The following is a 25,848-nucleotide window of genomic DNA, read 5'->3' as shown; positions in this document are numbered from 1 at the left end:
CAAGGTTCGGAGCTATTCTAAACCGAGGACGTCAGCCATCGAGTACAGACCGGGCTTCTGAGAGACAAGGAATTTCGCCGCCGCCAGCGCACCGAATGCGTAGCTGTCTCGGGACTGTCCACGAACGGTGATGTCGAGTGTTTCGCCAATCAAACCAAAGACGATTGTGTGCTCGCCAACGTTGTCACCGGTTCTGAGGGCGTGATAACCGATTTCATGACGCGGACGTTGTCCGGTCCGTCCTTCGCGTCCGTGTTTGTGCTCGGTTTGCCCCATCTCCTGAGCGATGATTTCCCCGAATTTCAACGCGGTTCCACTGGGGGCATCTTCTTTGAAACGGTGATGGCGTTCGATCACCTCGACATCCACACCTTCGGGATGATTCTTCAACACGCGGGCGGCTTGCTTCGTGAGTTGCATCGCCAAGTTAACCGCTAAGCTCATGCTGGGGGCCATTACAATCGGTGTCGTCTGTGACGCTGCCAAGACGTTCTCGCGTTGGCTTTCCGATAGTCCTGTCGTGGCGGCGACTAAGGGAATCTGGCGGTCGCCGCAAATTTCCGCGATGTGGACCAAGCCGTCTGGGGTCGAGAAATCAATAACCACGTCGGGCGGATCATTTAACTCGCTCGTAATCGCATGGCCGATTGTTCCGATTCCCGCTAAATCGCCTGCGTCGCGTCCGATATGGGGCGAACTCGCTGATTCCAACGCGGTGTGGAGTGCGAGTTCCGGGTCGGAATGCGTGAGTGCGACCAGGCGTTGCCCCATTCGTCCACCTGCTCCATTGATGGCCACTTGAGTCGGTGCGTCTGGCATTTTCTGATCCCTATTGCTTGAGTGGATAATTGTGTGATTGGTTTAGTCGGATGAACAGCGTTTCAACGCGTCGCTCAGTTCGGCCTGTGTGTCCGCATTATTCTCGACGAGCGTTCGCGCCCGCAATGCCTGGGTCGCGGCTTCCCCGCCGATTTCGCCTAATGACCACGCTGCCGCTCCTCGGATCAGCGGTTCAACGTCCTCGAGCGCGGAAATCAACACGGGAACGAAGCATCGATCCCGCGAGTTCCCCAGCACAATCGCGGCGTTTCGTAGCAAGCCCGCACGTTTGGGTCGGGCGAGTGGTGTCTTGCGAAATCGGTTGCGGAACGCTTCTTCATCGAGCGTCAACCACTCGGCTGCATTCGCCGGAGTGATCAGCGGATTTGGTTGAAACGCTGGTTCGTCACTCTGTGGAGCTTTGCGGTTCCACGGACAGACATCCTGACAGACATCACATCCGAACACCCAGTTTTGCATCTCGGACCGTAAGTCTCGCGGGATGGGCGTGCGAAGCTCGATCGTCAGATAGGAAATGCATCGGCGGGCGTCCAACACTCCGGGTTCGGGAAATGCATCGGTCGGGCAGGCATCGAGACACCGCGTGCAAGTTCCGCAATGGGTCGACTCGTGCGGTTCGTCTGCTTCCAAATCAAGGTCCGTTAGCAACGCTCCCAAGAAGAAAAAACTGCCGACGTGCTTGTTGATCAGCATCGTGTTTTTACCGAACCACCCCAAACCCGCCAATCTTGCGAAGTCTCTTTCCAGAAGCGGAGCCGTATCGACCACCACCCGCGTCCGGCAATTCGGTGCCTCGTCATGGACAAAGTCGGTGAGTTGTCGCAACCGGTGCTTGATGACATCGTGATAATCCGCGGTTCCCCAAGCGTAACGTGAGACTCGAGCGTGATCCGGTCCCAGGGATTCCGGTTCCTCGGTGCGGTAGTGCATGCCGACCATCACCACGGAGCGGACGCCATCGAGCACGCGATCCGGGTGCGAATACGCATCGTGTCGACGTTCGATATAATGCATCTCACCGGCGTGACCGGCGGAAATCCAATCCGTCAGCCGCGGGAAGCCGGTCGGTGTGACAGCGGGCGCAATGCCCACCAAACCGAACCCCAACCGTTTTGCTTCTGTCTTGATGTCGTCCGACGTGACCGACATTCTGCGTCCCGCTGCTGATTCCGCGATTTTGTCCCGAATCCGCATTCTAGATAAAAACGGAGGGATCGTCAGGCGAAGGGGAATGTTGATGCCCTCGATCTCCACAGCCGATCAACATGAAAACACATCGAAATTTCCAGATCAGCAGGAGAACTTGCGGTTCCTTCATGGAAGGCGCGACGCCGAGAGAGTAAAACTAGGGCGCGGTCCGTAAGTGGGTCGCGTTCGCACCAATCGCATCAACAACCTACTGGAGAAGGAACCGATTCATGGGTCTGGCTATTACAAATGTTCACGCACGTGAGATTCTCGACAGCCGCGGAAACCCCACCGTCGAAGTCGAAGTGGAATTGGAAGAAGGCATTGTCGGCCGCGCTGCCGTCCCGAGTGGTGCCAGCACTGGTGAGCATGAAGCCGTCGAACTGCGAGATGGTGACAAAGACCGTTACGTGGGCAAAGGTGTTCAGAAGGCCGTTCAGAACGTCAACGATCAACTGGCCGATGCCTTGATCGAAATGGACGCCAGTCAACAAGCCGCCATCGATCAGAAAATGATCGACTTGGACGGCACCGAAAACAAAAAACGCTTGGGTGCCAATGCGATTCTGGCGTGTTCACTCGCCGTCGCCAAAGCGTCTGCTGAAGCTGCGTTTCTGCCGTTGTACCGTTACCTCGGCGGTGTGGGCGCGACGTGTTTGCCGGCTCCGATGATGAACATCATCAACGGGGGAGCCCACGCGAACAATGGCATCGACTGCCAAGAATTCATGATTATGCCGCTCGGTTTCGACAAGTTCAGCGATGGCTTGCGGTGCGGCGTGGAAATCTTCCACAGCTTGAAAAAGGTCCTCGGCGAAAAGGGCATGAGCACTGCCGTCGGTGACGAAGGTGGTTTCGCTCCTGACCTCAAAAACAGCCAGGAAGCCATCGACGTCATCATGACCGCCATCGAAAAAGCCGGTTACAAACCCGGTGAGCAGGTCAAGTTGGCTCTCGACTGTGCGTCGAGTGAGTTCTACGACAAGAAAAGCGGCACCTACAAAATGGAAGGCCAAGAAGTCGATTCCGCCGGAATGGTCGACTTGCTCGCAAGTTGGGTCGAGAAATACCCGATTTGCTCCATCGAAGACGGCCTCGACGAAAACGATTGGGATGGTTGGAAAATCCTCACCGACCGTGTCGGTTCCAAATGCCAACTCGTCGGTGACGACTTGTTCGTGACGAATTCCAAACGACTGCAAGACGGTATCGACAAAGGCGTGGCGAACAGCATTTTGGTGAAGGTGAACCAAATCGGCACGCTGACCGAAACCATCGAAGCGGTCCGCCTCGGTTACCGCAACGGTTACACCGCTGTGATGAGTCACCGTAGCGGCGAAACCGAAGATACGACAATCGCCGACCTCGCGGTCGCATTGGCCACCGGCCAAATCAAAACGGGTTCCGGCAGCCGAACCGACCGGATCGCCAAGTACAACCAACTTCTGCGAATCGAAGAGCAACTCGGCGACACCGCAACCTACGGCGGCACCATCTAAGCGTTTGTCCGTTGGGGGTGGTCCGTTGTCAGTTGTTCCAAGTCTCTCGAACTTTCTTCACCTCTCCCAGCTGGGAGAGGTCGAGCGTTAGCTCGGGAGAGGGGTATCGGCAAGATCATTTCCAACGTTCAAAACGTGATTTCAAAGTAGGGTGCGAGAATCGATGACCGAAACACTCGACACCTCCCCGAACGAAGAATCTACCGAAGCGGTTTCGTCGCCTCGGTCTTGGGGGGTGTCGATTTTGTTTTGGTTGTCGATCGTTCTCGCGATGACCCTCTATGGCGCTGTGGCTTTGTCGCCGAAACTCTTGCAATGGCGGCGACTGAAAGTCGAGAAGTACAATAACCAGGTCAAACTGGTCACGCTGGAATGGCAAGTCAAATACTTGAAACGTGTCGTTCGAGCGTTTGAACATGATCCGAATTTCGCCGCCGAGCAAGCCCGCGTCGATTTCGATGCCAGTCGTCCGGGGGAAGAGCGGATTGCGGTCCATCCAAGTTTGACACTCGATTCCCGCACGTCTCAGCCCGTGTTCCCCAAGGCCGATGCCAAGTTGCCTTGGTATGCGGACACGCTCGAAATGTTGTCGACACACGACGGTTTACGACATGCCTGCCTGCTTTCAGCGGCAATTGTGACCGTTGTGTCCTTCACGTTCTTGCAGGAATCTTCCGTGGAAGGTTTCAAGAAGTTCGTGCAAGATGTATGTCACATTGCCGACCGAGCAACCGCGCGATATCGCACACGCGGCGAACCCTGACTGTTCTACAACAATTGTCGTGTGGTGTTCGTGGAAACCGAAGACCGTAAACGATCTAGAACGCTTGGACTGTCGGCAACGAAGCGGTGGTTTGATCTAACGGCATCATGAGCATGCGGGATTGCATGTTGGGATCTGGCTCCGGTGCTGGTTGATCCGGTGTCGGGTTCGGCACGGGGTGATTGGCCGGCGTCGGCACGGCTGGTGTCGGCTGAGCCGGTGTTGGTTGCGCCGGTGTCGGTTGTGGGTTGGCCAACGTCGGCTGCATGATGGGGCGTTCGGCGACCGAGTATGTCTGCGTCGCAGGATTGGTAGCGTAGTATGGTGACGGACTACCGGGCATCATCCCGGGTGGCAGAGCTTGCCCAACGATCGTATTGCCCCAAGAACGTGGGCCAACCTGCGGACCGTATGGCATCGCGTAAGCGGTTTGGTATCCCGTCGTGTAAGAATTGTTGACAGCGAACTGCGAACCGGCGGGGTAATTCGTCACCATCTGTGGCGGACCTTGCATCATTTGCTGTTGCCGAGCCGCGAGCACCTGCGGTCGCAAGGTGGCCATGCGGGACATCACCTGCGGTTGATTCCAATCCGATTGCAGCGATCGCTGATAAAGAGCAACTGCCTGTTCGGTTCTGCCCATGTCTTGTTGGATTTGTCCGAGCTGCGCCAGGGCCACCGCATTGTTCGGCGATACTTGCAACGCGGTTTGCAACGATGCAGAGGCACCGGCAACATCACCCTGTTGACGCTGCAACCACGCCGTTTCGATGTGCGGAGCAGCGGAATACGGTTGGGTATCTCTCCAGGCGTACAACAACTGCGAAGCTTCTGCCGTCCGTCCGGTTTCCGTCATCAACTGTGCCAAACTGTGATAGCTCGGCTGATGCGATGGATCAATCGACAACGCCTGACGATAGGTTTGCTCGGCGGTGGCGTAGTCACCTTGGCGTTGCATCGTCGAGGCCAAGTTGTGCATGAAGGTCGGGTTGTCCGGATCATCCGCGAGCGCACGTTGGAAATCCAAACTTGCGGCTTGATAGTTGCCAGCCCGGTAATGTTCGCGGCCGATGCTGTTCGCGACTTGGCTGCTTACGGTCCGGCATCCGGACAACAGCGGCACGATCATGCAGCATGCGAAAACAAAGAAGACGAACCGAGTCGGCAAACTCCTGGAGGCGCGCATGGCGAGAGACTTCCATTTCATGGCGGCGTGGAGCAATTTGAACTAAGGAGACGATTGCGAATTTCCCGCGTTTCGTTCCCAACTTGCCACCGCGATTGAGAGAGGACGGTGTCGGTTGTCAGGGGTTCAAACTTGAGGAAAATCCGGCTGTGAGTGAAAGAGGGCGGGAGAATATCCAGAATCACTTAGCGCCGCAAGTGCATTTTGGACCGGATTTCCGACTTTCCGGTTCAAAATGAATGCGAAACGCAATTTTTGCTCAAGTTCGCCCGGCGAATCTGTTCTAACTTCGTGCGGTCGCCGCTTCCATGATGGCTTGCTCGGTCACGTTTTCTCTCGGGAACTCACCCGTCAACCGGCCTTCGCAGAGAACGAGAATCCGATCGCACAGCGTCAACAATTCCGGCAATTCACTGGAAGTGACGATAATGCCCAAACCCTCCCGACACAGGCGATCGATCACGCGATAAAGTTCGGCCTTGGCACCGACGTCGACTCCACGGGTCGGGTCATCCAACAGCAAAACCTTCGGCTGCGTTCGTAACCAGCGTGCGATAATACACTTCTGTTGATTGCCCCCGCTCAGGCTCATGATCGGTGCGTCGACACCGTCCGATTTCACACTCAGCATTTGGGCTGACTCACCCGCGAGTTTGCGTTCCTCACGACTCGAGACCAACCCGCCACGCGCTGCATCAGACAGCGTGCAAATCGTGATGTTATCGCGAACAGTCAAATGGCTGAACAGACCCAGGCGTTTGCGATCTTCGGTCACTAACGCCAACCCGTGTCGCATGGCATCGGCGGGATGATGGAAGTTGACCTCTTTACCATCGACGAGAATTCGGCCGTCGGGACGGACTGGGCTGGTACCGAACAGGCATTCCAAAAGTTCTGTTCGCCCGGCTCCCATTAAACCGGCGATTCCCAGAACTTCGCCACGCCGGAGGGTAAAACTGATGTCGTCCAACCGCCACGGTTTCGCATGACCAGGCCAAGGCAGATGGAGATGTTCGACTTCGAGCACGACATCGCCGGCTTGGTGTTCGCCGCCGCGTTCGACTTCCTCGATCTCCCGCCCGACCATTTGATGAGCGATATCCCGGGGGTTGGTTTGTTCCCGATCAAAGGTGCCCACGAGTTTTCCGTCTCGCAGCACGGTAATGCGATCGGCGGCGCGGAAGACTTCGTCCATCTTGTGGGAGATGTAAAGAATCGTCACGCCGCGTTCTTGTAGGCGTTCGATGACAGTAAACAACCGATCGGTTTCGGTTTCGGTCAGTGCACTCGTCGGTTCATCCATGATGAGGATGTCGGCATCGAGCGACAAAGCTTTCGCAATTTCGATCAGTTGTTGGTCGCCGACCCGCAACTCCCCCACGCGTTGACGGGGGTCGATCTCACACCCGAGTTGCGCGAACAATTTGGCGGCCTCCGCTTCCATCGTGCGGTTGTCGAGCCAACCCAATGCGTTACATCTTTCGCGACCGAGGTAGATGTTCGCCGCTGTCGTCAGTTCTTCGACGAGGTTCAACTCTTGGTGAATAATGCCGATGCCGACCGCTTCCGCATCACGGGTTCCGCTGAAGTTCGCCGGTTTACCTCGAACGAGAAACTGCCCATTGTATTCGGGGTACACACCCGAGAGGATTTTCATCAGGGTGCTTTTGCCAGCGCCGTTCTCGCCCATAATCGCGTGGAACTCACCCGTCGCGATGGAAAACGAAACATCATCAAGCGCGGTCACTCCGCCGAAGTGCTTTGAAACGTGCTGAAATTCGATGATCGGTTTAGATTCGGACATGGTATTGTTTCGATGGGAGCCACGGCTCATCAAGCCGTGGCACGCGAGCGTTCCCTCTACAGTTCCTTTGTCGTTCGACGTTCCATGAAAGCTCTGGCTTTGAGGATGATGAGAGTCCCAGCCGCTGCGATGGACGCATTGTCGAGTTTGTTATCGGGAGAAGTGACGGAGGTAATCACGCCGGCGAGTAGCGTCAGGATGTAGATATTGAGAAACCCGAGCGAGCCGGCGAAGAATTGTCGACTCCGCTGACCGTGGTTGCGAAGTTCATTGAACGCCACCGCAAGGACCACCAAAATCCCAACGATCAAGCCTTCCAGAATGTCCGGATTCTGCGCGAAGACCTTGGCAACAGCATCAATCACGACACGGAGAAACAACGCTCCCAAAATCACGCCGCCAACTGTGCCGATGCCGCCGGTCAGACTACACCCCCCGACCACCGCGGCAGCAATTGCGTTGAGTTCATAGCCGACGGCATCGTTGACGGGTTCCGCCATGCCGATGTAACTGGCGTGCAGAATACCCGCGATCGCCGCCGTCACACTGCCGACGCAATACGCCAACCATTTCAATTTGACGGTGCGAATCCCACAGAGTTCGGCGGCCGCTTCGTTTCCGCCCATCGCGTAGAGATGTCGACCGATGACGGTACGACTCAACAGAATCCACAACGCGAACGCCAACACCGCGAAGACGACCAGCGGAATCCACCACTCCGAACCAAGATGCCGGAACGTGCTGTCGGGGATGTAAATCTGCGTGCTGCCGGTGTCTCGATTTTCAGCGACCCGCGTGACATCGACAATCAACAACCGTGCCAGGCTTCGAAGTCCCACGAGCGACGCCAACGTCGCCACGAACGGCGGCAACCCGATTGACGTAATCAACCAGGCATGGAAGCTCCCGATCAACAACGCAACCAGCAATGTTCCCGCAAATGCGACCAGTAGAATCCAGAGCGAAATCTCACCCGTCTGCGGTTGTCCATTAACTTGTGGCACGAGCAGGTAGATGATCGATGTGCAAATTGTCGCACTGAAGGCGATGACCGATCCGCTGGACAGGTCGATCCCCCCAGAGATAATGACCGTCGCCGCACCCAATGCGAAAATCCCCAGCAGCGAGGTCTGCCGGAGGATTTCGTGGGCGTTTTGGGCGGGTTTGTCGCGGTACGACGATGAGGCAAATGTGGTAAAGGCAATCACCACGAGGATGGCCAACATCAAGCCGAATTCATTCCGTCCTCGGTTCCAGAGCGACTGCAGAAATCCGGTTTGGTGTTCGTGGGAAGACATGATGAGCTTCGGAAGTGACAAGTTCGTCGAAATGGCAGTCAGTGAGGCAGACATTCCGGTCTGCCAAACGTCTTTGTGTCAGGTCTGTATGGGGCAGACAAGAATGTCTACCCCACCGGACTGATGTTGAGAAGTTTGTCGGGTGTGTCGTGTAAGATTTCGCATTCGTCAGCGTTAACGAGTGCCACTGCTGGCTTGTCCAGAAGTGTTTTTCGCGACTCCCGAACGACTGGTCACTCGCACTAACAGTGGCACACAACTTCTTTCCTGGTAATAGTTTGTGTTCCTTGCAATCTCGCAAATGAACAATCGTACGTGACGCCCCCAACGACTAGGAGTCTTTGAGGTTATACTTCTTCAACCACGCTTTGAATTCCGGGAGTGTGAGGAATTCGGTATCGGGGCGGAGCATGTCCTTTTTGACGGGCGAATCCTTGCTCGGCACCACGAGTTTCAAACCGGTGTCGTAGATGTCGCCGTCTTCTTCGTCGTAGTTGGGGTACATCTCGTCGATGACTTTCTGATCGTCTTCAACGAGCGCCTTGAGCAATTTCACGCCTTGATAGCCCATGTTGAACGGGTTCTGTACGACCATCACTTCCAGCTTGCCCTCTTCCATGGCTTTCACACTGGCTTCGGCGGCGTCGAAGGTGACGATGGTCAGTTCGTCCAACAGATCACGTTGCTCGGCAATCTGCACCGCAGCGGGACCGTTATAAGCCCAGATGCCGACAAGTGTGGTGATGTCGCCATCGCGGTCCAATGCATCCTGCACCATCTTGGCTGCGACGGCAGGTTTGCCCCCGTCGTTCAGCACGGTCACTTCATCGAACGCCTCGCTCACGCCGTTACGGAAACCTTCAATCCGGGCCTTCGCATTTGCGTTCCCTTTGTTTCCGACGAAAACCGCATACTTCCCGCCTTCCGGACGAACTGCTGCCGTCGCTTTTCCGAGTTCCTCACCAGCGACGATATTATCGGTGCCGAGGTACGCAAATCGCACATCGCGGTACTTGTCGCGGTCGATTTCTCCGTCGATCGTCACAATTTTGATGCCGGACTCTTTGAGTTTCTTAAGTTCCTCGGCGATGGCTGGGTTCGTGTTGTCGTAAACGGAAATGCCAAGTGCCACAATGTCCGTCGCCAGACTGTACTGACGCAACTTGTCGACTTGCCCCTTCACTGTGAAGTCGGCCCGTTCGAACGAGAGTTCGAGATTGTCGTCCGCGAGTCCCAATTCCTTCTCGGCTTCCTTGGCACCGGCTTCGCAGGCATTCCAGAACGGATGATCGCCGTTGGTGAGGATGACAATGCGTTGTTTCTTCGCTTCCGGAGCTTCCCCGGCACAACCGACGAAAACGACCGCCACCATGACGGAGGCTAAACTCAACCAGCGACTTAACATCGGGAAACCTCGCAAGCGCAATGAGAAAACGCGATAGATTCAGAATTGAATTTTCACGATACTGCCGTCGTGATCTCAAGTCAACGATGCTGATTGCCGTCACGTGTTTGCAGGAGCGGTGTTGTCGGAAACAGCGCCAGCCACAAGAATACAAGCAGCGAGCGAAGTTCTCCTCCAGGGAAAGATCAAGCAATGAGTTCCTCTTATCAAAGCGTTTCCCGTTACTTTGCCGATGCGGTCGACCGAATGGGCTTGTCCGCGAACATGCAGAAATTGCTGCTCACGCCGGAACGTGAAATCAAAGTGCAGGTAGCCGTCGAGCGAGACAATGGCGAGATCGCCACGTTCATCGGATTCCGTATGCAACACGATAGTGCTCGCGGACCGATGAAAGGGGGCTTGCGGTTTCATCACGAAGTCGACGCCGACGAAGTACTCGCCTTGGCCACATTGATGACTTGGAAGACCGCCATCGTGAACATTCCTTACGGCGGTGCGAAAGGTGGAATCGCGGTCAATGTGCGGGAGCTAAGTCATGGGGAACTTGAACGCGTGACGCGGAAATTCGTCGATGAGATTCACGACATGATTGGCCCGCACAAGGATATTCCCGCTCCCGACATGGGCACTAACGCCCAAGTCATGGCGTGGATCATGAACCAGTACCAAAAGTTCCACGGGTTCAACCCGGCGTGCGTCACGGGCAAACCTGTTGAACTTCACGGTGCGGAGGGACGCGAAGAAGCCACCGGTCGCGGCGTAGCTCAACTCACGATCGCCACTCTCGAAAAACTCCAACGCGAACCCGCTGGGACAACGGTTGCGTTGCAAGGTTTTGGAAACGTCGGCTCGTTTGCGGCGAGGTTTCTAGCAGAACGAGGCTTGAAGATCGTAGCCGTCACCGACGCTTTCGGCGGCGTCACCGCGTCTAACGGCCTCGATATCGATGCCCTATCGGAACACATCTCGCAAACCGGCAAGGTTGAAGGCTTCGCCGATGCGGAACCAATTACGAATGAAGAGTTGCTCGCCGCAGAGGTGGATGTGCTGATCCCCGCCGCTTTGGGGAATGTTCTCACGTCCCACAATGTCGATGACGTGCGTGCAAAAATTATCATCGAAGCCGCCAATAATCCGACGACTCCCGAAGCCGACGAAATTCTAGCACGTCGCGAAATTATTGTACTCCCAGATGTGCTCGCGAACGCCGGCGGCGTGACCGTGAGTTATTTTGAATGGGTGCAAAACTGTCAGCACTTCAAATGGGAACTCTCCCGCGTGCGGAAAGAACTCGATAAAATCATGCTGAGTGCGTTCGAAAAAGTTTGGGAAATCGCTGAAGCCAAACACGTGTCACTCCGCACAGCGGCCTATCTCCTTGGGATCGGTCGGGTGGGGCGTGCGACAGTTCTCGGCGGTCTGTAGACATTGAATCCACGACTCTCGTGATAGAAAACCAATAGCCATGTCTTCGACAGAAGAAACCACAAAACTCATTCGCCTCGCGGACATCTCCGACCAACTTCGCCAATCATGCGTGTTGTTTCAGGAGATGAGCAACGCTGAACTGAAACAAGTGGTCACCCTGTTACATGCACAAGAATTTCCTAAGGATAAGGTAATCCTCCGCGAGGGAAAATCTGTGCAACGGCTGTGGATTTTGACTCACGGCCAATGCGAAGTTGTCAAAGCAATTGACGAAGACGGCCATCAACAACTTGCGGTTTTAGAGGCCGGTGCGGTTTTCGGCGAAATGTCGTTCTTCCGTCCCGGGCCTCATTCAGCTTCGGTGAAATCCCTCACCCCGGTCAAACTCTATTCCCTACCGCGCGAGGAATTTGAAGAGCTGATCGAAACTGGTTCGTCAGCGGCATATCGCATTGCCGTGAACTTAAACCGCATTCTGTCCGAACGTCTGGCCCGTATGGACGACTGGATTTGTCATCGTGTCGAAGGGACCGAAGAAAAGCCCGTGCAGAAAGACGAGTGGAAAGATTTTCGCTCGCGGCTCTACTCAGAGTGGCAGTTCTAGACGGCCCTCGAACATGTATACTAGTAATTACTCCGCCAGGGAATCGAACCCCGTCTAGTGGCTTCGAAAACCACCGTGCGTCCATCACACTCGCAGAGCAGATTGAAGTTTGAAGCGAGAAGGGTGAAACTAGAAAGCTATCAGCTAAACGGTTTCGATCAAACGTGCGGAATTACTCCGATGAAAAGCGATTTGCCGGAGCGAACTTTCGCCATCGCTGAACGAATTGTCCGATTGTGCCAGTTCTTAGAGAATGACAACACCGTTTCAAGTATCCTCATGAAACAACTGTTGCGATCCGGAACAGCCATCGGTGCACATGTCGAGGAAGGTCAAGCCAGCGAAAGCCGGAAAGACTTTGTGCATAAATATTCGATCGCACTTAAAGAAGCTCGTGAAACGCATTACTGGTTGCGATTGCTCGCTTCAACAGATCTGCTCCCCGCCTCACGGCTCGAATCACTCACCCAAGAACTCAACGAGCTTATAGCTATCCTCACCACAATTTGCAAAAAGACACGAAACTAATTTTCTAACTTCACACTTCAAACGTCCAACTTCTCGAAGGGGTAGCCGAAGGGAGTTGAACCCATACCTTCTGCTTCACAGGCAGACATGCCTACCACGTACACCACGGCTACCACAATGTGCACAGTCAGCGGAAGGAGCGGGAGTCGAACCCGCAAGGCATCATGATCGATGCTCAACCGGCTTCCAACCGGACTCTGTCGCCCATCGGATTGCCGTTCCGTTCTTTGCATATGGCTCGACTAGGACTCGAACCTAGAACACCGAGTTAGAAGCTCGGGATGATCTCCCTTTCACCATCAAGCCTAGTCTCGCTAGCGGAAGGCAAGGGATTCGAACCCTCATCTCTTTTCAGAGAACCGCGTTAGCAGTGCGGCCCGGCCAACCGTATCCGGCTACCTTCCCAAAACAGTCAATGGACTCACCAGGATTCGAACCTGGACTGCTGCCATGCAAGAGCAGAGTCATACCTTTTGACCATGAGCCCGGGGATTCAGGGACTAGGAGTCACGCGACAGGAGTCAATCAGGAAAATTGACTCCTGCTACCTTCTTCCAATCTCCTGAAAATAGCGGGTCCGGGAGTCGCACCTGGCGATTCAGGCTTATGAGACCCAAACGAACACTCGCTCACCCGCGAAACTTTCGTCAGTTAACTACGACGCTTTTTCTCGGTCCTTCATTAGGAGGACAACAAATGTTTGCACAAGCTGGGCTTGGTGAAGCGACTGGTGTACTTGTAATCTTGTTGGCATTGGTCTACTTTCTGGCCGCGATTCCACTAATTGGCTTGATTGTGTTTGGCATCATCAGGCTGTGCATTCGCCGGTGGAACTACTTTCGAGACCCATAAAATGGCCAAGGTGAGAATCGAACTCACAACACCATTGTAGGTACGAGGGCGTGTACCGTCGCGTGTCTCCCTATCTGCAACTCGACTAACACTAAGAGCGACCCGTAAGGGATTCGAACCCATATCACTAGGCTGAGAACCTAGCATCCTGACCGTTAGACGAACGGGCCGTATTAACAAGTGCGTCGGGACGGAGTCGAACCGCCACAGCATAATGCGGGTGGGTTACAGCCACTTGAGCTCACCAATGCTCGATGCCGACGCTTGGGTTAGGGATTAGGGTTTAGGGATTAGGATTTAGGGATTAGGATTTAGGGAAGGACCAACCTGGTTCCTACGTTCTACTTCCTAACTCCTAAACCCTAACAGGTAGCACGGGAGGGACTCGAACCCCCATCCGCGGACTTTTGAAATCCGTCGCTCTGCCAAATTGGCGTACCGCGCCACTTGTATCTAGCGTCCTCGATGGGATTTGAACCCACGATCTCCTGCGTGACAGGCAGGCGAGTACTCCGCTACTCCACGAGGACGGACAGTAAACCCTCTTTCTCTCGTCCTACTTCGCACTTTAAACTTTTCAAGTAGCTCAGGTGGGACTCGAACCCACAGCATCCCTGGTTCTAAGCCAAGGTGGTCTTCCAATTGCCTACCGAGCCATATCAATAGAATAGTAGTCCTGGAGGGACTCGAACCCCCGATCCGCTCTTTGTAAGAGAGCTGCCTTAGCCGCTCGGCCACAGGACTTTGAAAGGCACGTTTCCAAGGATTCGAACCCTGACCAACTGGGTTGGAGCCAGTCATGCTGCCGTTACACTAGAAACGTATGTTAGGCGGAAGTCGTGAGACTCGAACTCACAAGCCATTTGCATAGCCACCTGTTTTCAAGACAGGCCCCTCATCCAGCCGGATGGCTTCCGAAAGTTTAGCTGCGGGGGCAGGAATCGAACCTGCAGACTCGTCGTTCAAAGCGACGGATTTCTACCAGCAGAAACTACCCCGCATTCCAATTGCGTCCATGACTCGAATGTTGTGTGTTCGTGTGAAAACAAGAACAACCTCTAGGGCTATTAAGTGCTCTGCAGGAGTCGAACCTGCCTCACCGGTTTGGAAGACCGGAACCTCTGCCGCTCGGCCAAGAGCACTAGAGTTATAGCGGAAAGGGAGGGAGTCGAACCCTCAAGGCGAATGTTCCGCTCGACTGCTTTCGAAACAGTTGCCATCACCCATTGGCTTGCCCTTCCGTTGTTGTAGCTCCAGTAGAAGGAATCGAACCTCCACTCGTCGGTTTAACAGACCGCCGCCTTACCGTTAGGCCATACTGGAATGTCAAAACTAGTCGTTAGTAGTTTCTCATCACTATTGTTCAATAGTTACTGCAAGAAGTGCTGTTGATACGTACTAGTTTTAGTCAGGATGGCTGGATTCGAACCAGCGATCTCGTGCTCCCAAGGCACGCGGGATACCAACCTTCCCCACACCCTGTTTGAATTTCTCGATCTCGTGTTGGCTTTCTGACGTTCTCAAGCGTCCAGCGGGAATCGAACCCACACATCCGCCTTGGCAAAGCGACAAGCTACCGTTACATCATGGACGCATTGTTGAATTTTTGCAGAAGAAAGCACCAGGCGGGAGTTGAACCCACGTCTCCGCATTACGAAGGCGGCATCTTCCCACTAGACGACTAGTGCCAAAACTAAGTCGGATCGGACGGACTTGAACCGTCACCAAGCCGGTTAAGAGCCGGTTATGCTGCCTCTAACACTTCGATCCGAATGGGGATGGGATGGGACCAGAAGGATTTGAACCTACACCCGCCTGATTAAAAGCCAGGGATGCTTCCGTTACACCATAGTCCCGATTCATTTCTATAGACGATCGCAGCATGGGAAAGGTTCACTCGAAAATGGTCAGAAATTCGGATTGACGTTCTGGCATGTGATCGGGACGTCATGGGGAAATTTCAATCGGGCTGGCAGTTGTCGTGTGCCCGGCGGGTCGTGTTATACTCTTGCGACTTCACGCCGAACCCCTAACGACAACAATTTCCGCAAGAAACGGAAAGTAGCCGATGATTCGCTCGACTCCCGGTCTGCTCCTTCAGGTCACTGTTCTCCTGAATTGTCTGATGGCTTTTTCTTGGTCACGGGCAGCATCTGCTGCCGAACCGGCAGACGTGCTGCATCGGGAAAACTTGGTGGCATGGTGCATCGTGCCGTTTGATGCCCAGAAGCGTAGCCCGGCTGAACGTGCGGTGATGCTGAAAGACTTGGGGATCACGCGTTGTGCCTACGATTGGCGGGCGGAGCACGTCGCCTCCTTTGAACAAGAGATTCTGGAGTACAAGAAACACGGGATCGAATTCTTCGCATTCTGGAGTACCCACGAGAAAGCCCTTGAACTGTTCGAGAAGCACCAAATCCATCCGCAGATCTGGCAGACCTTGCCGGATCCCGGCGGGAACGATGAATCTGCGAAAGTCGAACTCGCAGCGCGACAAATGGAGTCGTTGGCGAAACGAACAAAGGCAATGAATTGCCAACTCGGACTCTACAACCATGGTGGGTGGGGCGGTGAGCCGGCAAACATGGTTGCGGTTTGTCGACGACTCCGTGAGTTGGGGTACGATCATGTGGGGATCGTCTACAACTTTCATCACGGCCACGGGCATATTTCGGATTGGGCTCAGTCGTTCGCGATAATGAAACCTTATCTGTTGTGCTTGAACCTCAACGGTATGAATGGCGAGGCACAGCCAAAAATTTTGGGCATCGGCAAAGGCCAATACGAATTAGAAATGATTCGTGTGGTCACTGACAGTGACTACGACGGCCCGATTGGAATTCTCGATCACCGCAATGAACTCGACGCACGGAAGTCTCTTCAAGAGAATTTGTCCGGGCTGGATTGGGTTCGTAAAGAACTGACGAAGCCCGGCAGCGGTGGGCCGAGACCTTCCTCTGGCGAATCGAATTCTGCTGCCAATACCGCAGGTCACGTGTACTCGGGCCAGGCGAGTTACCGCCAACCGCCGATCACGGTGGAGCTTCGTGCGACACTTCACGGACGCGATCAGTACAACATCTTGGTCGCCAGTGACACAAAACGGTCCGGCGACCATTGGGAGCTGTTCTCGATGAATGGCAGCGGTCGGTTGACGGCCTATCTGCCGGGGCAGACACCGGATCACATCGATAGTGAAGCGATGATCTGCGATGACAAACCGCATACTCTGGGAATGATCTACGAACCCAAACGGGTACGACTGTTTGTCGATGGCCAAGTGGTTGCCGATCAGGCGATCAAACCACGTGACGGCAAACAAAGCGTGCCCGGTGGACTTGCAATTGGGCGGTTGGTCGAGGGGCGGCTTGGTTGTGACGGCGATATTGAGTGGGTGAGGATTTCTCGGGGCGTTCGTGAAATCGCTTCAAAATCCGTGACCAGTGTGGGCCGCGACGAGACGACTCTCGGTTTTTGGACCTTTGAGAACAAAACGTCTGTAGCGAGCGATCTACCATCGAGCGAGCCGCCGTCTCCGACTGCTGAGTTGGAATACAATCAAGACTTGGTGAAGCAACTCGCTCGCGAGTCTCTGCAACACGGTGATTCCATTCGTGGTGCCCGGGTGTTTGCGAATGCGAAGTCGGCTTGTCTTTCTTGTCACAAAGTCGGCACGCATGGGGGCACGGTGGGGCCCGAACTCACTTCAATTGCCAAGGAACGGACGACAGATCAACTGGTGGAGTCGGTGTTGTGGCCGAAGCGGGACGTCAAACCCGAGTTCATCACTTGGCAGATTCTCACGTCCGAAGGCCACGTCCACACGGGCTATAAACACGCTGAGGATAAAAATTCTCTCACGCTTCGCGAACCGGCTTCGGGCAAACTGATTCCGATCGCAAAGTCCGACATTGAGGAAGAAGTTGCCGGTACGACTGTCATGCCACATGGACTGACCGCCAACATGTCCACGCAACAGCAGTGGGATCTGTTCCGGTTTCTGAGTGCACTTGGCCGCGACGGCCAACCTGTATCGCACGATGTGTTGCAGGTGATCGCACATAGTCAAATGCACGGACCGGCCACATTTCCGGTCACGCAGGCACCGGTCGATCCCGAGCGTTGGCCGAATGCCAATCAGCCTGTCAATCGCGATCGGCTCTACGACTTCTACACGAAGCAGGCCGAGTACTTTCGTAAGCAACCGCATGTGCCGATGGTGCTCGCCCCATTTCCCGGTCTGGATGGCGGAGAGCAAGGGCACTGGGGAAATCAGAACGAAACCACCTGGGCGGACGGTCGTTGGAATGTGACGCAACTTGGCAGCGTCCAATGCGGCGTATTCCGTGGGGCCGGGATGACAGTGCCGCGAGCCGTCTGCGTGCGTCTTGGAATCGACGGCAAGTTCGCAGCGTGTTTCAATCCAGACACGCTGAACTACGACGTCGTCTGGAAAGATGGTTTCGTGCAATTCGATGCGGTCCGTCATGGATTTGTCGGCGGGTTGAAACTCCAAGGCCAAGTGCTGACGAAATCAAAATCCCATCTGCCGAAAGAATCATTCGCGTATCACGGATTCTATCGGCACGGCGATCGCGTCATTTTCGCCTACCGCATTGGAGATGTGGAGTACCTGGATTCGCCGTGGGTCGAGGATGGCAAGTTCGTCCGCGAGGTGGCTCCCGTGGACGAGCACTCTCTCAGTGAGAAGCTCGCAGGAGGACCGACACAATGGCCGCAGATTCTCGAAACGAAGATCACTCCGGGAACCGGACGGCCTTACGCCGTCGATACGATTGAGTTGCCCGAGGAGAATCCATGGAAGGCATTGATGTTCTGTGGCGCTCATGATTTTCTCCCCGACGGCAGCGCCCTGGTCTGCACGATGCAAGGAGATGTATGGCACGTTTCGGGCTTGGACTCTCCTGGTGATCAACCGGGAGTTGCCCGCTGGAAGCGGTTTGCTTCGGGGCTACACCATGCGTTGGGTTTGGTCGTGGCGGACGGTCACGTTTACGTGCAATGTCGGGACCAACTCACGCGGTTGGTCGATCAGAACAACGACGGCGAAGCAGATTTCTACGAGTGCTTTAGCAACGCCTTTTTGACGTCGCCCGCCGGTCATGATTTCATCTGCGGATTACAACGCGATACCGACGGGCAATTCTACACCGCGTCTGGCAATCAAGGATTGGTGCGAATTTCGCCCGACGGTGAACGTGCCGATGTGATTGCGACTGGGTTTCGCAATCCGGACGGACTTGGACTTCTCGCCGATGGCACGGTGACGGTTCCCGTTTCCGAAGGAAGTTGGACGCCGGCATCTGCCATCAACGCCGTCCGCAATGCCCCTGATCGCTCGCCCGCGGATTCGTTGTATTTTGGTTTCGGCGGCCCAAAAGGGAATCTTCCCCCGGAGTTGCCGCTCGTGTATTTGCCACGCGGTCTCGACAACTCAAGTGGCGGCCAAGTGGCGGTGAACAGTGATCAATTTGGTCCGCTCGCCGGTCAGCTGCTTCATTTCTCGTTCGGTGCTGGAACGTGGTTTGTCGTGCTTCGCGATGAAGTCGACGGCCAACTGCAGGGTGCTCTCGTGCCGATGACGGGCGACTTTCTCTCCGGTGCACACCGTGGTCGCTTCAATCCGGTCGATGGTCAATTATACGTTTCGGGTATGGCCGGGTGGGGATCGTACACGCCCCGTGATGGTTGTTTTCAACGCGTGCGATACACAGGTGATGCGGTTCAGGTTCCGATCGGTCTTCACACTTACGAAAACGGAATTCAGATCACATTTGCAGAACCAATTGACGAAGCGGTTGCCACAGATTTGTCAAAGCAGTTCGCTCAATGTTGGAACTATCGCTACAGTGGAGCCTATGGATCGCTCGAGTATTCCCCGTCACATCCGGGACTGGCCGGGCACGATCCGTTAACGATTACCTCTGCCTATGTCCTTGCAGATCGGCGGTCGCTGTTTCTGGAGATTCCAGACTTGCAGCCTGTAAGCCAACTCCACTTGCGACTACACGTCAATACCGACGAGTCAATATCCGGCAACCCTGTCGGCAACGGCCAGGATTTGTTCCTAACCGTACACAAGCTCGATCAGCCGTTTACTGACTTTCCAAGCTACCGTCCTCGCACGAAAACCATAGCGGCACATCCCCTATTGGCAGATCTCGTTCTGCAAGCGGGGCGTAAACGGAATCCATGGGAAAAGCCGATTCCGAATGCCCGTCGCGTTGAGATTGAAACTGGTAAGAATCTCACCTACGCGACACGCGAATTCCAAGTTTCCGCAAACGAGCCGATAGGTTTGACACTCTCGAACCCGGATGTCGTGCCACATAACTGGGTACTCGTCGCACCGGGCATGCTACGGCAAGTTGGCGAGATGGGAAACCGAATGATTGCGAATCCGGAGGCCTACGCCAGACAGTATGTCCCCGAAAGTGACGCGATCATCGCACATACGGACATTGTTCCGCCGGGTCAGTCTCAAACCATTTACTTTCGAGCACCCGCCAAGCCGGGGCGTTACCCGTTTCTGTGCACGTTCCCCGGCCACTGGATGGTCATGAATGGTGTCATGACCGTCGAATAAACCACTTCAGTCAGGCGTTCCAGTGGCTGTCTTCGATGAAGCGCAGAAGTTGTACAGCCGTGTTGTAAATCGGTATGCTTGATATGGCACCAAAAAGGTCGTCAGCCAGCCGTAGAGGAAAGGCCGTCTGATCGCCTCCAAAATCATAGATTACTTGGTGAATCGTATCGCGAGGGTGGCATGAGTGAATCGGCAGCACGCTTACCAATTTCCGTTCCCGAGGGATTCACAAAGCCGTCTTCGTCATACCGATGGCGGGCACGTCTTGCGATGCTGGGACTACTCCTTTTCCTAGCAATCTATATCGGACTCGCATGCTGGTTTACGAGTATCACCTATCGCATGATCGCCGGTGTGATTGCTGGCGGCGAAGGCGCCGTTGCTAGTTTCTTCGCCGCAATTCCCTCGGCCTTCCTTTCAATCTTTATGTGGAAGGCGTTGTTCTTTATTCGTTCTGGCTCAGACGAACCGGGTATTGAGATCACAGCAGAATCACAGAAAGAATTATTTGAGTTCCTATACGGACTCGCCGACGAGATCGGTGCCCCACGTCCCAGGCGAGTTTATCTCAGTCCCGGTGTGAACGCGGCTGTGTTTTACGATCTTTCAATCATCAATCTCATCATTCCCACTCAGAAAAACCTCGTCATTGGTCTAGGGCTTGTCAACTCTTTGAACCGAATGGAGTTCAAAGCAGTACTCGCACACGAGTTCGGACATTTCGCGCAGCGTACAATGACAGTTGGACGTTGGGTCTATATGAGTGAGCAAATTGCTTCACACATTGTGCATAAACGAGATGCCTTAGATCGCCTGCTCGACTTGATCTCAGGAATTGATATTCGCATCGCTTGGATTGGCTGGATCATGCGAACTGTTGTCTGGTCAATTCGCTCGCTCATGGACACGGTGTTCTGTTGGGTATCACTCGCGCATCGGGCTTTGTCACGAGAGATGGAGTTTCAGGCCGATTTGGTCGCGGTATCAGTCACGGGGAGTGATCCCCTCGTCCATGCACTTCATCGACTGCAGCCAGCTGACAACGATTGGGAACTCACACTTGATTTCGCAGGCACCCAGTTGCAAAAAGGGAAACGTGTCTCCGATCTCTACACGGTGCAAAAGCGGATTGGCGAGAATCTCAGTCGTGTACTCGATGATCCAACTTACGGCCGCACTCCGGTTGTCCCCGAAGACGAGCCAAGCGAACATCGTGTGTTCTCGGAAGAGTTGGCTCACCCACCGCGAATGTGGTCGACACACCCAGCGAACACCGATCGCGAGGCCAACGCCAAACGAACCTATATTCCGGCCGACCTCTCCGACAACGAGTCCGCGTGGGTTCTATTCGACCAACCACAGCAACTACGCGAAACGATGACCGAGTTCGTGTTTCGCGATGTCGAAATGAAAGAGTCGCCGAGGGTTCTTTCGGAATCAACAGTTCTCCAAGCCGTTGATGAAAATTACTCCAAACTATCCTATGCTGCGGAATTCCAAGGGTGTTATCTAGGCCGTTCTCTGACAACGTACGCCAAAGATGTGCAGCAGCTTTTTGACGAGCCTCCGGCGCGAGAGGAAATCGACGGTACAATCTCCGAGCTGTACCCCGAGGAATTGAAAGAATCAGTCACCGCGTTGCGAAAGATCTCTGAGGAGATTGGTTTGATGGAGGCCGTCGAAGCCGGTGTCTATGATGCGGCGGGCGGTGTTGTCAAGTATGCCGGTCGTTCTGTGTTACGTGCAGAACTACCGCAACTTGTGAAGCAACTCAAAGAACAACGCACAGAGATTTTGGGGCAAATTCAAAGCCACGACCGTAAGTGTCGGACGACATACAACTCTGCAGCGAGATACATCGGCCGAGGTTGGCAAGATTATCATCGGTCGCTAGTCGAACTGCTGCACTATACCGAGCATAGTCTTGCAGACCTTCGTGATGCCTATAGTCACTTTATGAACACAGTCCGATTCACGGCCGCTGCTGGTCCGGTGAGTCGAGCAAATCTTCAGAAGATTCTTAAGTCGGCCAACGATCTTCAGGGAGTGATGTATGACTTAAACAGTCAGGTTAGCAGTGTGAAGCTTCCTCCCAATGTGAAGGCAGACCTCGAAGTTGAGAGTTGGCGTGATGCGTTTCAGGACTTAGAACTCCCTCCGGCTAACGATCAAAATATCAATCAGTGGGTTCAAGTGCTTGATTCTTGGGTCCAGCCGATGTTGTTCCAGTACGACCGGCTACAGTCCGCCACACTCGACGAGCTCTTAAGAACGGAACAGCAGATTGCGAGTCTGTATCAGTCGACAGAATCTGAGAATGACAGTCCGCCAGACGAAATTGCTATTGATAGCCATGCAAAGGTTCCTACGAAATATTCAACACGTCTGCCGGAGCATGTCAGACCGAAACAGAAACGACTCGATTGGTGGAGTCGGTTTCGTTTGGCGGACGGAATGGGACCAGCCGCGCTTCGGTTTGTGGTCGCATTGTCGATTGTGGGGGCCGTCCTTTATCTAGGAATGGTCACCGGGAACGCGAATGTGATCGTCTACAACGGCCTATCGACGCCTGTTGACGTCAGAATCGCTGACGAACGGCTCACTGTTTCACCTCATCAGCATCGGTCCGTCTCTGTCGGCGTCCATCGCTCGGGACTTGTCGAAGCAAGAGCACCTGACGGGCGATTAATTGAGTCCTTCGAAGCCGACATGGGAAAAGGGTTCGCTAGCTATGTTTATAACATCGCAAGTGCCGCACCAATGGTGGAATGGACCGCAGTCTATGGAAGTTATGCTCCCAGTGAGCCGAAGAACCTCGGATGTCCCCGCTGGCGAACAACGAGTGCGGAATATATTTTCACAGAACCCCCAAATCAGATCCGATCGAGCGGCTCTGGCAGTCGGAAGAAAGTGTTGTCTGCAGCGTCTAACGTTTCTCCGCTTGAGATCACGAGTATGATCGACGACTCGGCTGAACGGGAACGGGTCACGCAGCAACATATTCAATGGGATCAGACAAGTTCGAAGAACTATCTACTATGGCTGGAAATGGGACGTGAGTTTCCCGAACTAGGCGAAATCGTCTCTGAACGGCTTGCTCTCACTCCCGATGATGTTCCCTTAAGACGCATGCAACAAGACCTCGCAAAAGGTGAAGCTAAGGAGACTGTTCGAGTTGAACATCAACGTATCGCAGAGTCGCGGCCGGACGATGTCGATTGGCAATACCTCGCCGCCAGAGCGTTACCAGATGGCGAAAAGCAGGACACGTTATTCTTAGAGGGATACCAGCGATGGCCTGACAATCGCTGGTTCTGCAATGCCGCCGGCAATGTCCATGCGGAACATGCTCATTGGGAGAAAGCGTTAGAATGTTTTGAACCACTTCTCGAAGATCGCGGTATTCTATTTGAAGCGACGGCGTTAGTTTCCGCGCGAGTTCGGCGAGCTATGAACGGTAATGAGTCCGCCGACCTCCAAGACTTGAGCGATTCATCCGTTATATCAATGCGGCTCATGCTGGAAAAAGGCGAAGGGCTTGCGGATTCGCCCTTCATTGCGGTCTCTCAGTTGAATAACGGGCAACTCGAGAAAGCTTATCAAGCGGCAGGTGGCACGAATGCGACACCTTCACTGTTGATCTTGATCTCGACATCGCCAGGGGCGCAAGACGCTTGGCAAGATCAAGCGTTGCAAATTCCGATCGAGGAACTCGAGTCTCCCCACTTATGCATATACGTCGGCGCTCTCGCGTTTCGTCGGGGACAACCGACAGATCGCTATCTCGCACAACTCGAAACGATGTATGAAGAATCCGACCCTTCGCCGCTTGACTTCTATAAACAGTTCCTAAACGGACCACCGACCGCAGATCTGGAATCACAACTCGATGGCCTCGATCCATTCGATCGTGGTGTCGTACTTACCATCGCGACAATCATGTATCCAGATCGCGTTCAAACATCCTGGCGCGACTTAGCCCGACGTCTATTATTCGCAGTCGAACGGCCGAATTTATAACTCTGTAGCGTCTATGTTGACCGCCAAGCGGGCACACTGTTCAGTGCAGAGTGACAATACTCGTCGTGCACCATACTCCGGATGATTGCTACACGGAGTATGATGCTCGATCTAAGTCAATGGTGGATCGCAGTTACTTCTTTTCTGGTTTGTTTGTCTTCGCTAACGGAATCTCCAATTGCGAAGGGGCAAATTTCATTTCTTCTTTGTGCTTGGCGACTAGTTTTTCGATCTGCTTGATGATGTTCGGGTAGTTATTTTGGAGCGGATACTTTTCGCTGGGATCGCGATCAAGGTTGTAGAGGATGGACGGGTCGTGTTTTTGTGGTTGTTTCGGTTCAGTGCCATAGGAACCGTGCGTAACGAAGTGAGCTTTCCACGCTCCCATACGTACTGCCATCAGTTGATAGCCACGGTAGTAGAACATTACCTCACGAGGGCTTGGCCCCTGGCCTAGCAAGACGGGTGAGAGATCCATTCCGTCGACGACACGATCATCCGGCACTTTCGCACCGGCGAGTTTTAGACATGTCGTGTAAATATCCATCGTCGATCCAAGTTCCATATTGACTGTACCGGCGGCGATATGTTCGGGCCACCAAGCGAGTGTCGGTTCTCGCATGCCGCCTTCCCAAGTAGTGCCTTTACCTTCGTGGAGCAACCCCGCCGACCCACCGTGCGTGTCAAACACCAACCAAGGGCCGTTGTCGCTACAGAACCACACGAGTGTATGGTCGGCCAATCCTGTCTCACGGAGCGTGTCCAAAACCTGACCGACCGACCAATCGATTTCTTCCATTGCATCGCCATACAAACCGCGTCGGCTGACGTCCTCAAACTCTTTGGAGCGGAAGAGTGGCACGTGCATCATCGAATGGGCCAGGTACACGAAGAACGGCTGGTCTTGGTGAGACTTGATAAAGTTGATGGTCTCCTCGGTGTAGCGTTTTGTGATCGTGTTCTGATCGGCGGGGCGTTCGATGATTTCCAAGTCCCGCATCAATGGGACGTTCCAATACTCGATTTTAGGATCCCAGAACGCGGCTCGGCCTTTGGGGCCGATGTCGTTTAGCCTATCCATGTCGTTCGAGTAGGGAATGCCGAAGTAGGTGTCGAAGCCGTTGTTCGTGGGCAGAAACTGCGGCAGATGCCCGAGGTGCCATTTGCCGACGCAGGCCGTTGCATAGCCGACGTCTTTGAGAGCCTCTGCAAAAGTGATTTCACTCGCGGGGATGCCGCCACCAGAGTTCGGAAATAGCACACGGCGTTTGTCACTGCACATCCCGCTGCGAGCGGGCAGCCGTCCGGTCATCAACGCGGCTCGGCTGGGCGTGCACACAGGAGACGCTGAATAGAACTGCGTAAACTTGATCCCTTCCGCCGCCATACGATCCAAATTCGGCGTGCGAATCGTGGGATGCCCAAAGCATCCCAAATCGCCATATCCCAAGTCATCGCAAAAGATCACCACGACATTGGGTTTCGGTGGTTCGGCACAGAACGCCGTTTGACCAATTAGTCCAAGACTCGAAATCAGTCCTACAATCACACGAGCACTTAGAGACATGCGTTTTCCTTAGTTGTTAGAGAGAGGTTTGCGAAAACTCGAAACGCAGTCTACGACAGATAAAGAACGATTTACCAGTAAGTCTTCGATAACGGTATTGTCACGAATACGTTGGCGACGGACTACTAGGGAAAGCCTTTGCGAAGATTGTTAAATAGGATATTAATATCTTATTTTTCCGTGGGTCGATGGTGATTCTGATTGCAAGGTTGTATCATTTGAAGCAATCGACTCCGGGATTAGGTTCAGGTGTCAGGAT

Annotated in this window: 14 protein-coding genes, 20 tRNA genes and 2 pseudogenes; 9 read left to right on the top strand and 27 right to left on the bottom strand. The window is 54.2% G+C overall.

Features of this window, described 5'->3' with window-relative positions; translation table 11 throughout:
• Positions 1 to 12: 12 nt before the first annotated feature.
• Positions 13 to 819 carry a 4-hydroxy-tetrahydrodipicolinate reductase gene (gene dapB, locus AC5DDB_RS22590; protein ID WP_491742019.1) on the bottom strand — a complete coding sequence of 269 codons (807 nt, stop codon included), beginning with the start codon at positions 817 to 819 and terminating at the stop codon, positions 13 to 15.
• 42 nt (positions 820 to 861) lie between these two features.
• Complete coding sequence (gene queG / locus AC5DDB_RS22585) at positions 862 to 1,989, bottom strand: tRNA epoxyqueuosine(34) reductase QueG (protein WP_491742018.1); 1,128 nt, start codon at positions 1,987 to 1,989, stop codon at positions 862 to 864.
• Positions 1,990 to 2,258: 269 nt separating this feature from the next.
• Here queG and eno point away from each other — a divergent pair, with 269 nt between their 5' ends.
• The gene (gene eno / locus AC5DDB_RS22580; protein ID WP_491742017.1) at positions 2,259 to 3,527 is read left to right on the top strand and encodes a phosphopyruvate hydratase; all 1,269 of its coding nucleotides are present in this window, start codon (positions 2,259 to 2,261) and stop codon (positions 3,525 to 3,527) included.
• 163 nt (positions 3,528 to 3,690) lie between these two features.
• A complete protein-coding gene (locus AC5DDB_RS22575) occupies positions 3,691 to 4,290 on the top strand; it encodes a hypothetical protein (protein ID WP_491742016.1) in 600 nt (199 codons plus the stop codon).
• Between the two features lie 55 nt (positions 4,291 to 4,345).
• Here the strand turns inward: AC5DDB_RS22575 and AC5DDB_RS22570 are convergent, their stop codons facing one another.
• The 4 genes from AC5DDB_RS22570 to AC5DDB_RS22555 all read right to left on the bottom strand — a co-directional run bounded on the left by AC5DDB_RS22570 (position 4,346) and on the right by AC5DDB_RS22555 (position 9,983).
• Entirely contained in the window at positions 4,346 to 5,476 is a 1,131-nt protein-coding gene (locus AC5DDB_RS22570) for a tetratricopeptide repeat protein (protein WP_491742015.1), read from the bottom strand.
• A 283-nt stretch (positions 5,477 to 5,759) separates the two neighbouring features.
• Positions 5,760 to 7,280, bottom strand: coding sequence for a sugar ABC transporter ATP-binding protein (locus AC5DDB_RS22565; RefSeq protein ID WP_491742014.1), 1,521 nt, complete (start codon positions 7,278 to 7,280; stop codon positions 5,760 to 5,762).
• Between the two features lie 56 nt (positions 7,281 to 7,336).
• Positions 7,337 to 8,578 carry an ABC transporter permease gene (locus AC5DDB_RS22560; protein WP_491742013.1) on the bottom strand — a complete coding sequence of 414 codons (1,242 nt, stop codon included), beginning with the start codon at positions 8,576 to 8,578 and terminating at the stop codon, positions 7,337 to 7,339.
• A 331-nt stretch (positions 8,579 to 8,909) separates the two neighbouring features.
• On the bottom strand, positions 8,910 to 9,983 hold the full coding sequence (locus tag AC5DDB_RS22555) for a substrate-binding domain-containing protein (protein WP_491742012.1): 1,074 nt from the start codon (positions 9,981 to 9,983) through the stop codon (positions 8,910 to 8,912).
• A gap of 192 nt (positions 9,984 to 10,175) precedes the next feature.
• Between AC5DDB_RS22555 and AC5DDB_RS22550 the strand changes: the two genes are divergently transcribed.
• From AC5DDB_RS22550 to AC5DDB_RS22540, 3 genes are all read left to right on the top strand, one after another.
• On the top strand, positions 10,176 to 11,408 hold the full coding sequence (locus tag AC5DDB_RS22550; RefSeq protein WP_491742011.1) for a Glu/Leu/Phe/Val family dehydrogenase: 1,233 nt from the start codon (positions 10,176 to 10,178) through the stop codon (positions 11,406 to 11,408).
• Positions 11,409 to 11,448: 40 nt separating this feature from the next.
• The gene (locus tag AC5DDB_RS22545) at positions 11,449 to 12,015 is read left to right on the top strand and encodes a cyclic nucleotide-binding domain-containing protein (RefSeq protein ID WP_491742010.1); all 567 of its coding nucleotides are present in this window, start codon (positions 11,449 to 11,451) and stop codon (positions 12,013 to 12,015) included.
• A 180-nt stretch (positions 12,016 to 12,195) separates the two neighbouring features.
• Positions 12,196 to 12,543, top strand: coding sequence for a four helix bundle protein (locus tag AC5DDB_RS22540; protein WP_491742009.1), 348 nt, complete (start codon positions 12,196 to 12,198; stop codon positions 12,541 to 12,543).
• A gap of 40 nt (positions 12,544 to 12,583) precedes the next feature.
• Here AC5DDB_RS22540 and AC5DDB_RS22535 read toward each other — a convergent pair.
• The 4 genes from AC5DDB_RS22535 to AC5DDB_RS22520 all read right to left on the bottom strand — a co-directional run bounded on the left by AC5DDB_RS22535 (position 12,584) and on the right by AC5DDB_RS22520 (position 13,030).
• A tRNA-His gene (locus AC5DDB_RS22535) sits at positions 12,584 to 12,656 on the bottom strand.
• Positions 12,657 to 12,777: 121 nt separating this feature from the next.
• Positions 12,778 to 12,849: transfer RNA gene (locus tag AC5DDB_RS22530), tRNA-Arg, on the bottom strand.
• A gap of 12 nt (positions 12,850 to 12,861) precedes the next feature.
• Positions 12,862 to 12,947: transfer RNA gene (locus AC5DDB_RS22525), tRNA-Ser, on the bottom strand.
• 12 nt (positions 12,948 to 12,959) lie between these two features.
• Positions 12,960 to 13,030, bottom strand: a tRNA-Ala gene (locus tag AC5DDB_RS22520).
• Between the two features lie 209 nt (positions 13,031 to 13,239).
• Here AC5DDB_RS22520 and AC5DDB_RS22515 point away from each other — a divergent pair.
• Positions 13,240 to 13,395, top strand: coding sequence for a hypothetical protein (locus AC5DDB_RS22515; protein WP_491742008.1), 156 nt, complete (start codon positions 13,240 to 13,242; stop codon positions 13,393 to 13,395).
• Positions 13,396 to 13,493: 98 nt separating this feature from the next.
• Here the strand turns inward: AC5DDB_RS22515 and AC5DDB_RS22510 are convergent.
• The 16 genes from AC5DDB_RS22510 to AC5DDB_RS22435 all read right to left on the bottom strand — a co-directional run bounded on the left by AC5DDB_RS22510 (position 13,494) and on the right by AC5DDB_RS22435 (position 15,251).
• Positions 13,494 to 13,565, bottom strand: a tRNA-Glu gene (locus AC5DDB_RS22510).
• Positions 13,566 to 13,576: 11 nt separating this feature from the next.
• Positions 13,577 to 13,659: transfer RNA gene (locus tag AC5DDB_RS22505), tRNA-Tyr, on the bottom strand.
• 193 nt (positions 13,660 to 13,852) lie between these two features.
• Positions 13,853 to 13,925, bottom strand: a tRNA-Asp gene (locus AC5DDB_RS22500).
• Positions 13,926 to 13,977: 52 nt separating this feature from the next.
• Positions 13,978 to 14,051 (bottom strand) — tRNA-Leu (locus AC5DDB_RS22495).
• 15 nt (positions 14,052 to 14,066) lie between these two features.
• Positions 14,067 to 14,139 (bottom strand) — tRNA-Val (locus tag AC5DDB_RS22490).
• A gap of 8 nt (positions 14,140 to 14,147) precedes the next feature.
• A tRNA-Trp gene (locus AC5DDB_RS22485) sits at positions 14,148 to 14,218 on the bottom strand.
• An 8-nt stretch (positions 14,219 to 14,226) separates the two neighbouring features.
• Positions 14,227 to 14,311 (bottom strand) — tRNA-Ser (locus AC5DDB_RS22480).
• A gap of 10 nt (positions 14,312 to 14,321) precedes the next feature.
• Positions 14,322 to 14,396 (bottom strand) — tRNA-Gln (locus tag AC5DDB_RS22475).
• A gap of 69 nt (positions 14,397 to 14,465) precedes the next feature.
• A tRNA-Gly gene (locus tag AC5DDB_RS22470) sits at positions 14,466 to 14,537 on the bottom strand.
• An 11-nt stretch (positions 14,538 to 14,548) separates the two neighbouring features.
• Positions 14,549 to 14,636, bottom strand: a tRNA-Ser gene (locus AC5DDB_RS22465).
• Between the two features lie 10 nt (positions 14,637 to 14,646).
• Positions 14,647 to 14,718 (bottom strand) — tRNA-Asn (locus AC5DDB_RS22460).
• An 85-nt stretch (positions 14,719 to 14,803) separates the two neighbouring features.
• A tRNA-Pro gene (locus AC5DDB_RS22455) sits at positions 14,804 to 14,877 on the bottom strand.
• A gap of 41 nt (positions 14,878 to 14,918) precedes the next feature.
• Positions 14,919 to 14,989 (bottom strand) — tRNA-Gly (locus tag AC5DDB_RS22450).
• Between the two features lie 23 nt (positions 14,990 to 15,012).
• Positions 15,013 to 15,083 (bottom strand) — tRNA-Thr (locus AC5DDB_RS22445).
• A 10-nt stretch (positions 15,084 to 15,093) separates the two neighbouring features.
• A tRNA-Lys gene (locus tag AC5DDB_RS22440) sits at positions 15,094 to 15,166 on the bottom strand.
• A 13-nt stretch (positions 15,167 to 15,179) separates the two neighbouring features.
• A tRNA-Lys gene (locus AC5DDB_RS22435) sits at positions 15,180 to 15,251 on the bottom strand.
• Positions 15,252 to 15,520: 269 nt separating this feature from the next.
• Here AC5DDB_RS22435 and AC5DDB_RS22430 point away from each other — a divergent pair.
• The 3 genes and pseudogenes from AC5DDB_RS22430 to AC5DDB_RS22420 form a co-directional block, all read left to right on the top strand.
• A pseudogene (locus tag AC5DDB_RS22430) lies at positions 15,521 to 16,354 on the top strand (DUF6797 domain-containing protein); the annotation flags it as partial.
• 174 nt (positions 16,355 to 16,528) lie between these two features.
• Positions 16,529 to 20,002: a DUF6797 domain-containing protein gene (locus AC5DDB_RS22425; RefSeq protein WP_491742044.1), complete on the top strand. Its 3,474-nt coding sequence runs from the start codon at positions 16,529 to 16,531 to the stop codon at positions 20,000 to 20,002.
• A gap of 180 nt (positions 20,003 to 20,182) precedes the next feature.
• A pseudogene (locus AC5DDB_RS22420) lies at positions 20,183 to 21,286 on the top strand (M48 family metallopeptidase); the annotation flags it as partial.
• A gap of 2,869 nt (positions 21,287 to 24,155) precedes the next feature.
• Here the strand turns inward: AC5DDB_RS22420 and AC5DDB_RS22415 are convergent.
• The gene (locus tag AC5DDB_RS22415) at positions 24,156 to 25,589 is read right to left on the bottom strand and encodes a sulfatase family protein (protein ID WP_491742007.1); all 1,434 of its coding nucleotides are present in this window, start codon (positions 25,587 to 25,589) and stop codon (positions 24,156 to 24,158) included.
• Positions 25,590 to 25,848: the final 259 nt, after the last annotated feature.

This window comes from Thalassoroseus sp. (assembly GCF_984380535.1).
The sequence above is the reverse complement of the archived record's forward strand: the minus strand, read 5'-3'. Positions and strand labels throughout refer to the sequence as shown.

What these genes read in the sequence shown, in the direction of transcription:
- AC5DDB_RS22575 (WP_491742016.1), top strand. Translation starts at nt 3,691, where the DNA reads ATGACCGAAACACTCGACACCTCCCCGAACGAAGAATCTACCGAAGCG.
- AC5DDB_RS22540 (WP_491742009.1), top strand. Translation starts at nt 12,196, where the DNA reads ATGAAAAGCGATTTGCCGGAGCGAACTTTCGCCATCGCTGAACGAATT.
- AC5DDB_RS22545 (WP_491742010.1), top strand. Translation starts at nt 11,449, where the DNA reads ATGTCTTCGACAGAAGAAACCACAAAACTCATTCGCCTCGCGGACATC.
- AC5DDB_RS22565 (WP_491742014.1), bottom strand. Translation starts at nt 7,280, where the DNA reads ATGTCCGAATCTAAACCGATCATCGAATTTCAGCACGTTTCAAAGCAC.
- AC5DDB_RS22570 (WP_491742015.1), bottom strand. Translation starts at nt 5,476, where the DNA reads ATGCGCGCCTCCAGGAGTTTGCCGACTCGGTTCGTCTTCTTTGTTTTC.
- AC5DDB_RS22515 (WP_491742008.1), top strand. Translation starts at nt 13,240, where the DNA reads ATGTTTGCACAAGCTGGGCTTGGTGAAGCGACTGGTGTACTTGTAATC.
- queG (WP_491742018.1), bottom strand. Translation starts at nt 1,989, where the DNA reads ATGTCGGTCACGTCGGACGACATCAAGACAGAAGCAAAACGGTTGGGG.
- AC5DDB_RS22555 (WP_491742012.1), bottom strand. Translation starts at nt 9,983, where the DNA reads ATGTTAAGTCGCTGGTTGAGTTTAGCCTCCGTCATGGTGGCGGTCGTT.
- eno (WP_491742017.1), top strand. Translation starts at nt 2,259, where the DNA reads ATGGGTCTGGCTATTACAAATGTTCACGCACGTGAGATTCTCGACAGC.
- AC5DDB_RS22425 (WP_491742044.1), top strand. Translation starts at nt 16,529, where the DNA reads ATGAATGGCAGCGGTCGGTTGACGGCCTATCTGCCGGGGCAGACACCG.
- dapB (WP_491742019.1), bottom strand. Translation starts at nt 819, where the DNA reads ATGCCAGACGCACCGACTCAAGTGGCCATCAATGGAGCAGGTGGACGA.
- AC5DDB_RS22415 (WP_491742007.1), bottom strand. Translation starts at nt 25,589, where the DNA reads ATGTCTCTAAGTGCTCGTGTGATTGTAGGACTGATTTCGAGTCTTGGA.
- AC5DDB_RS22550 (WP_491742011.1), top strand. Translation starts at nt 10,176, where the DNA reads ATGAGTTCCTCTTATCAAAGCGTTTCCCGTTACTTTGCCGATGCGGTC.
- AC5DDB_RS22560 (WP_491742013.1), bottom strand. Translation starts at nt 8,578, where the DNA reads ATGTCTTCCCACGAACACCAAACCGGATTTCTGCAGTCGCTCTGGAAC.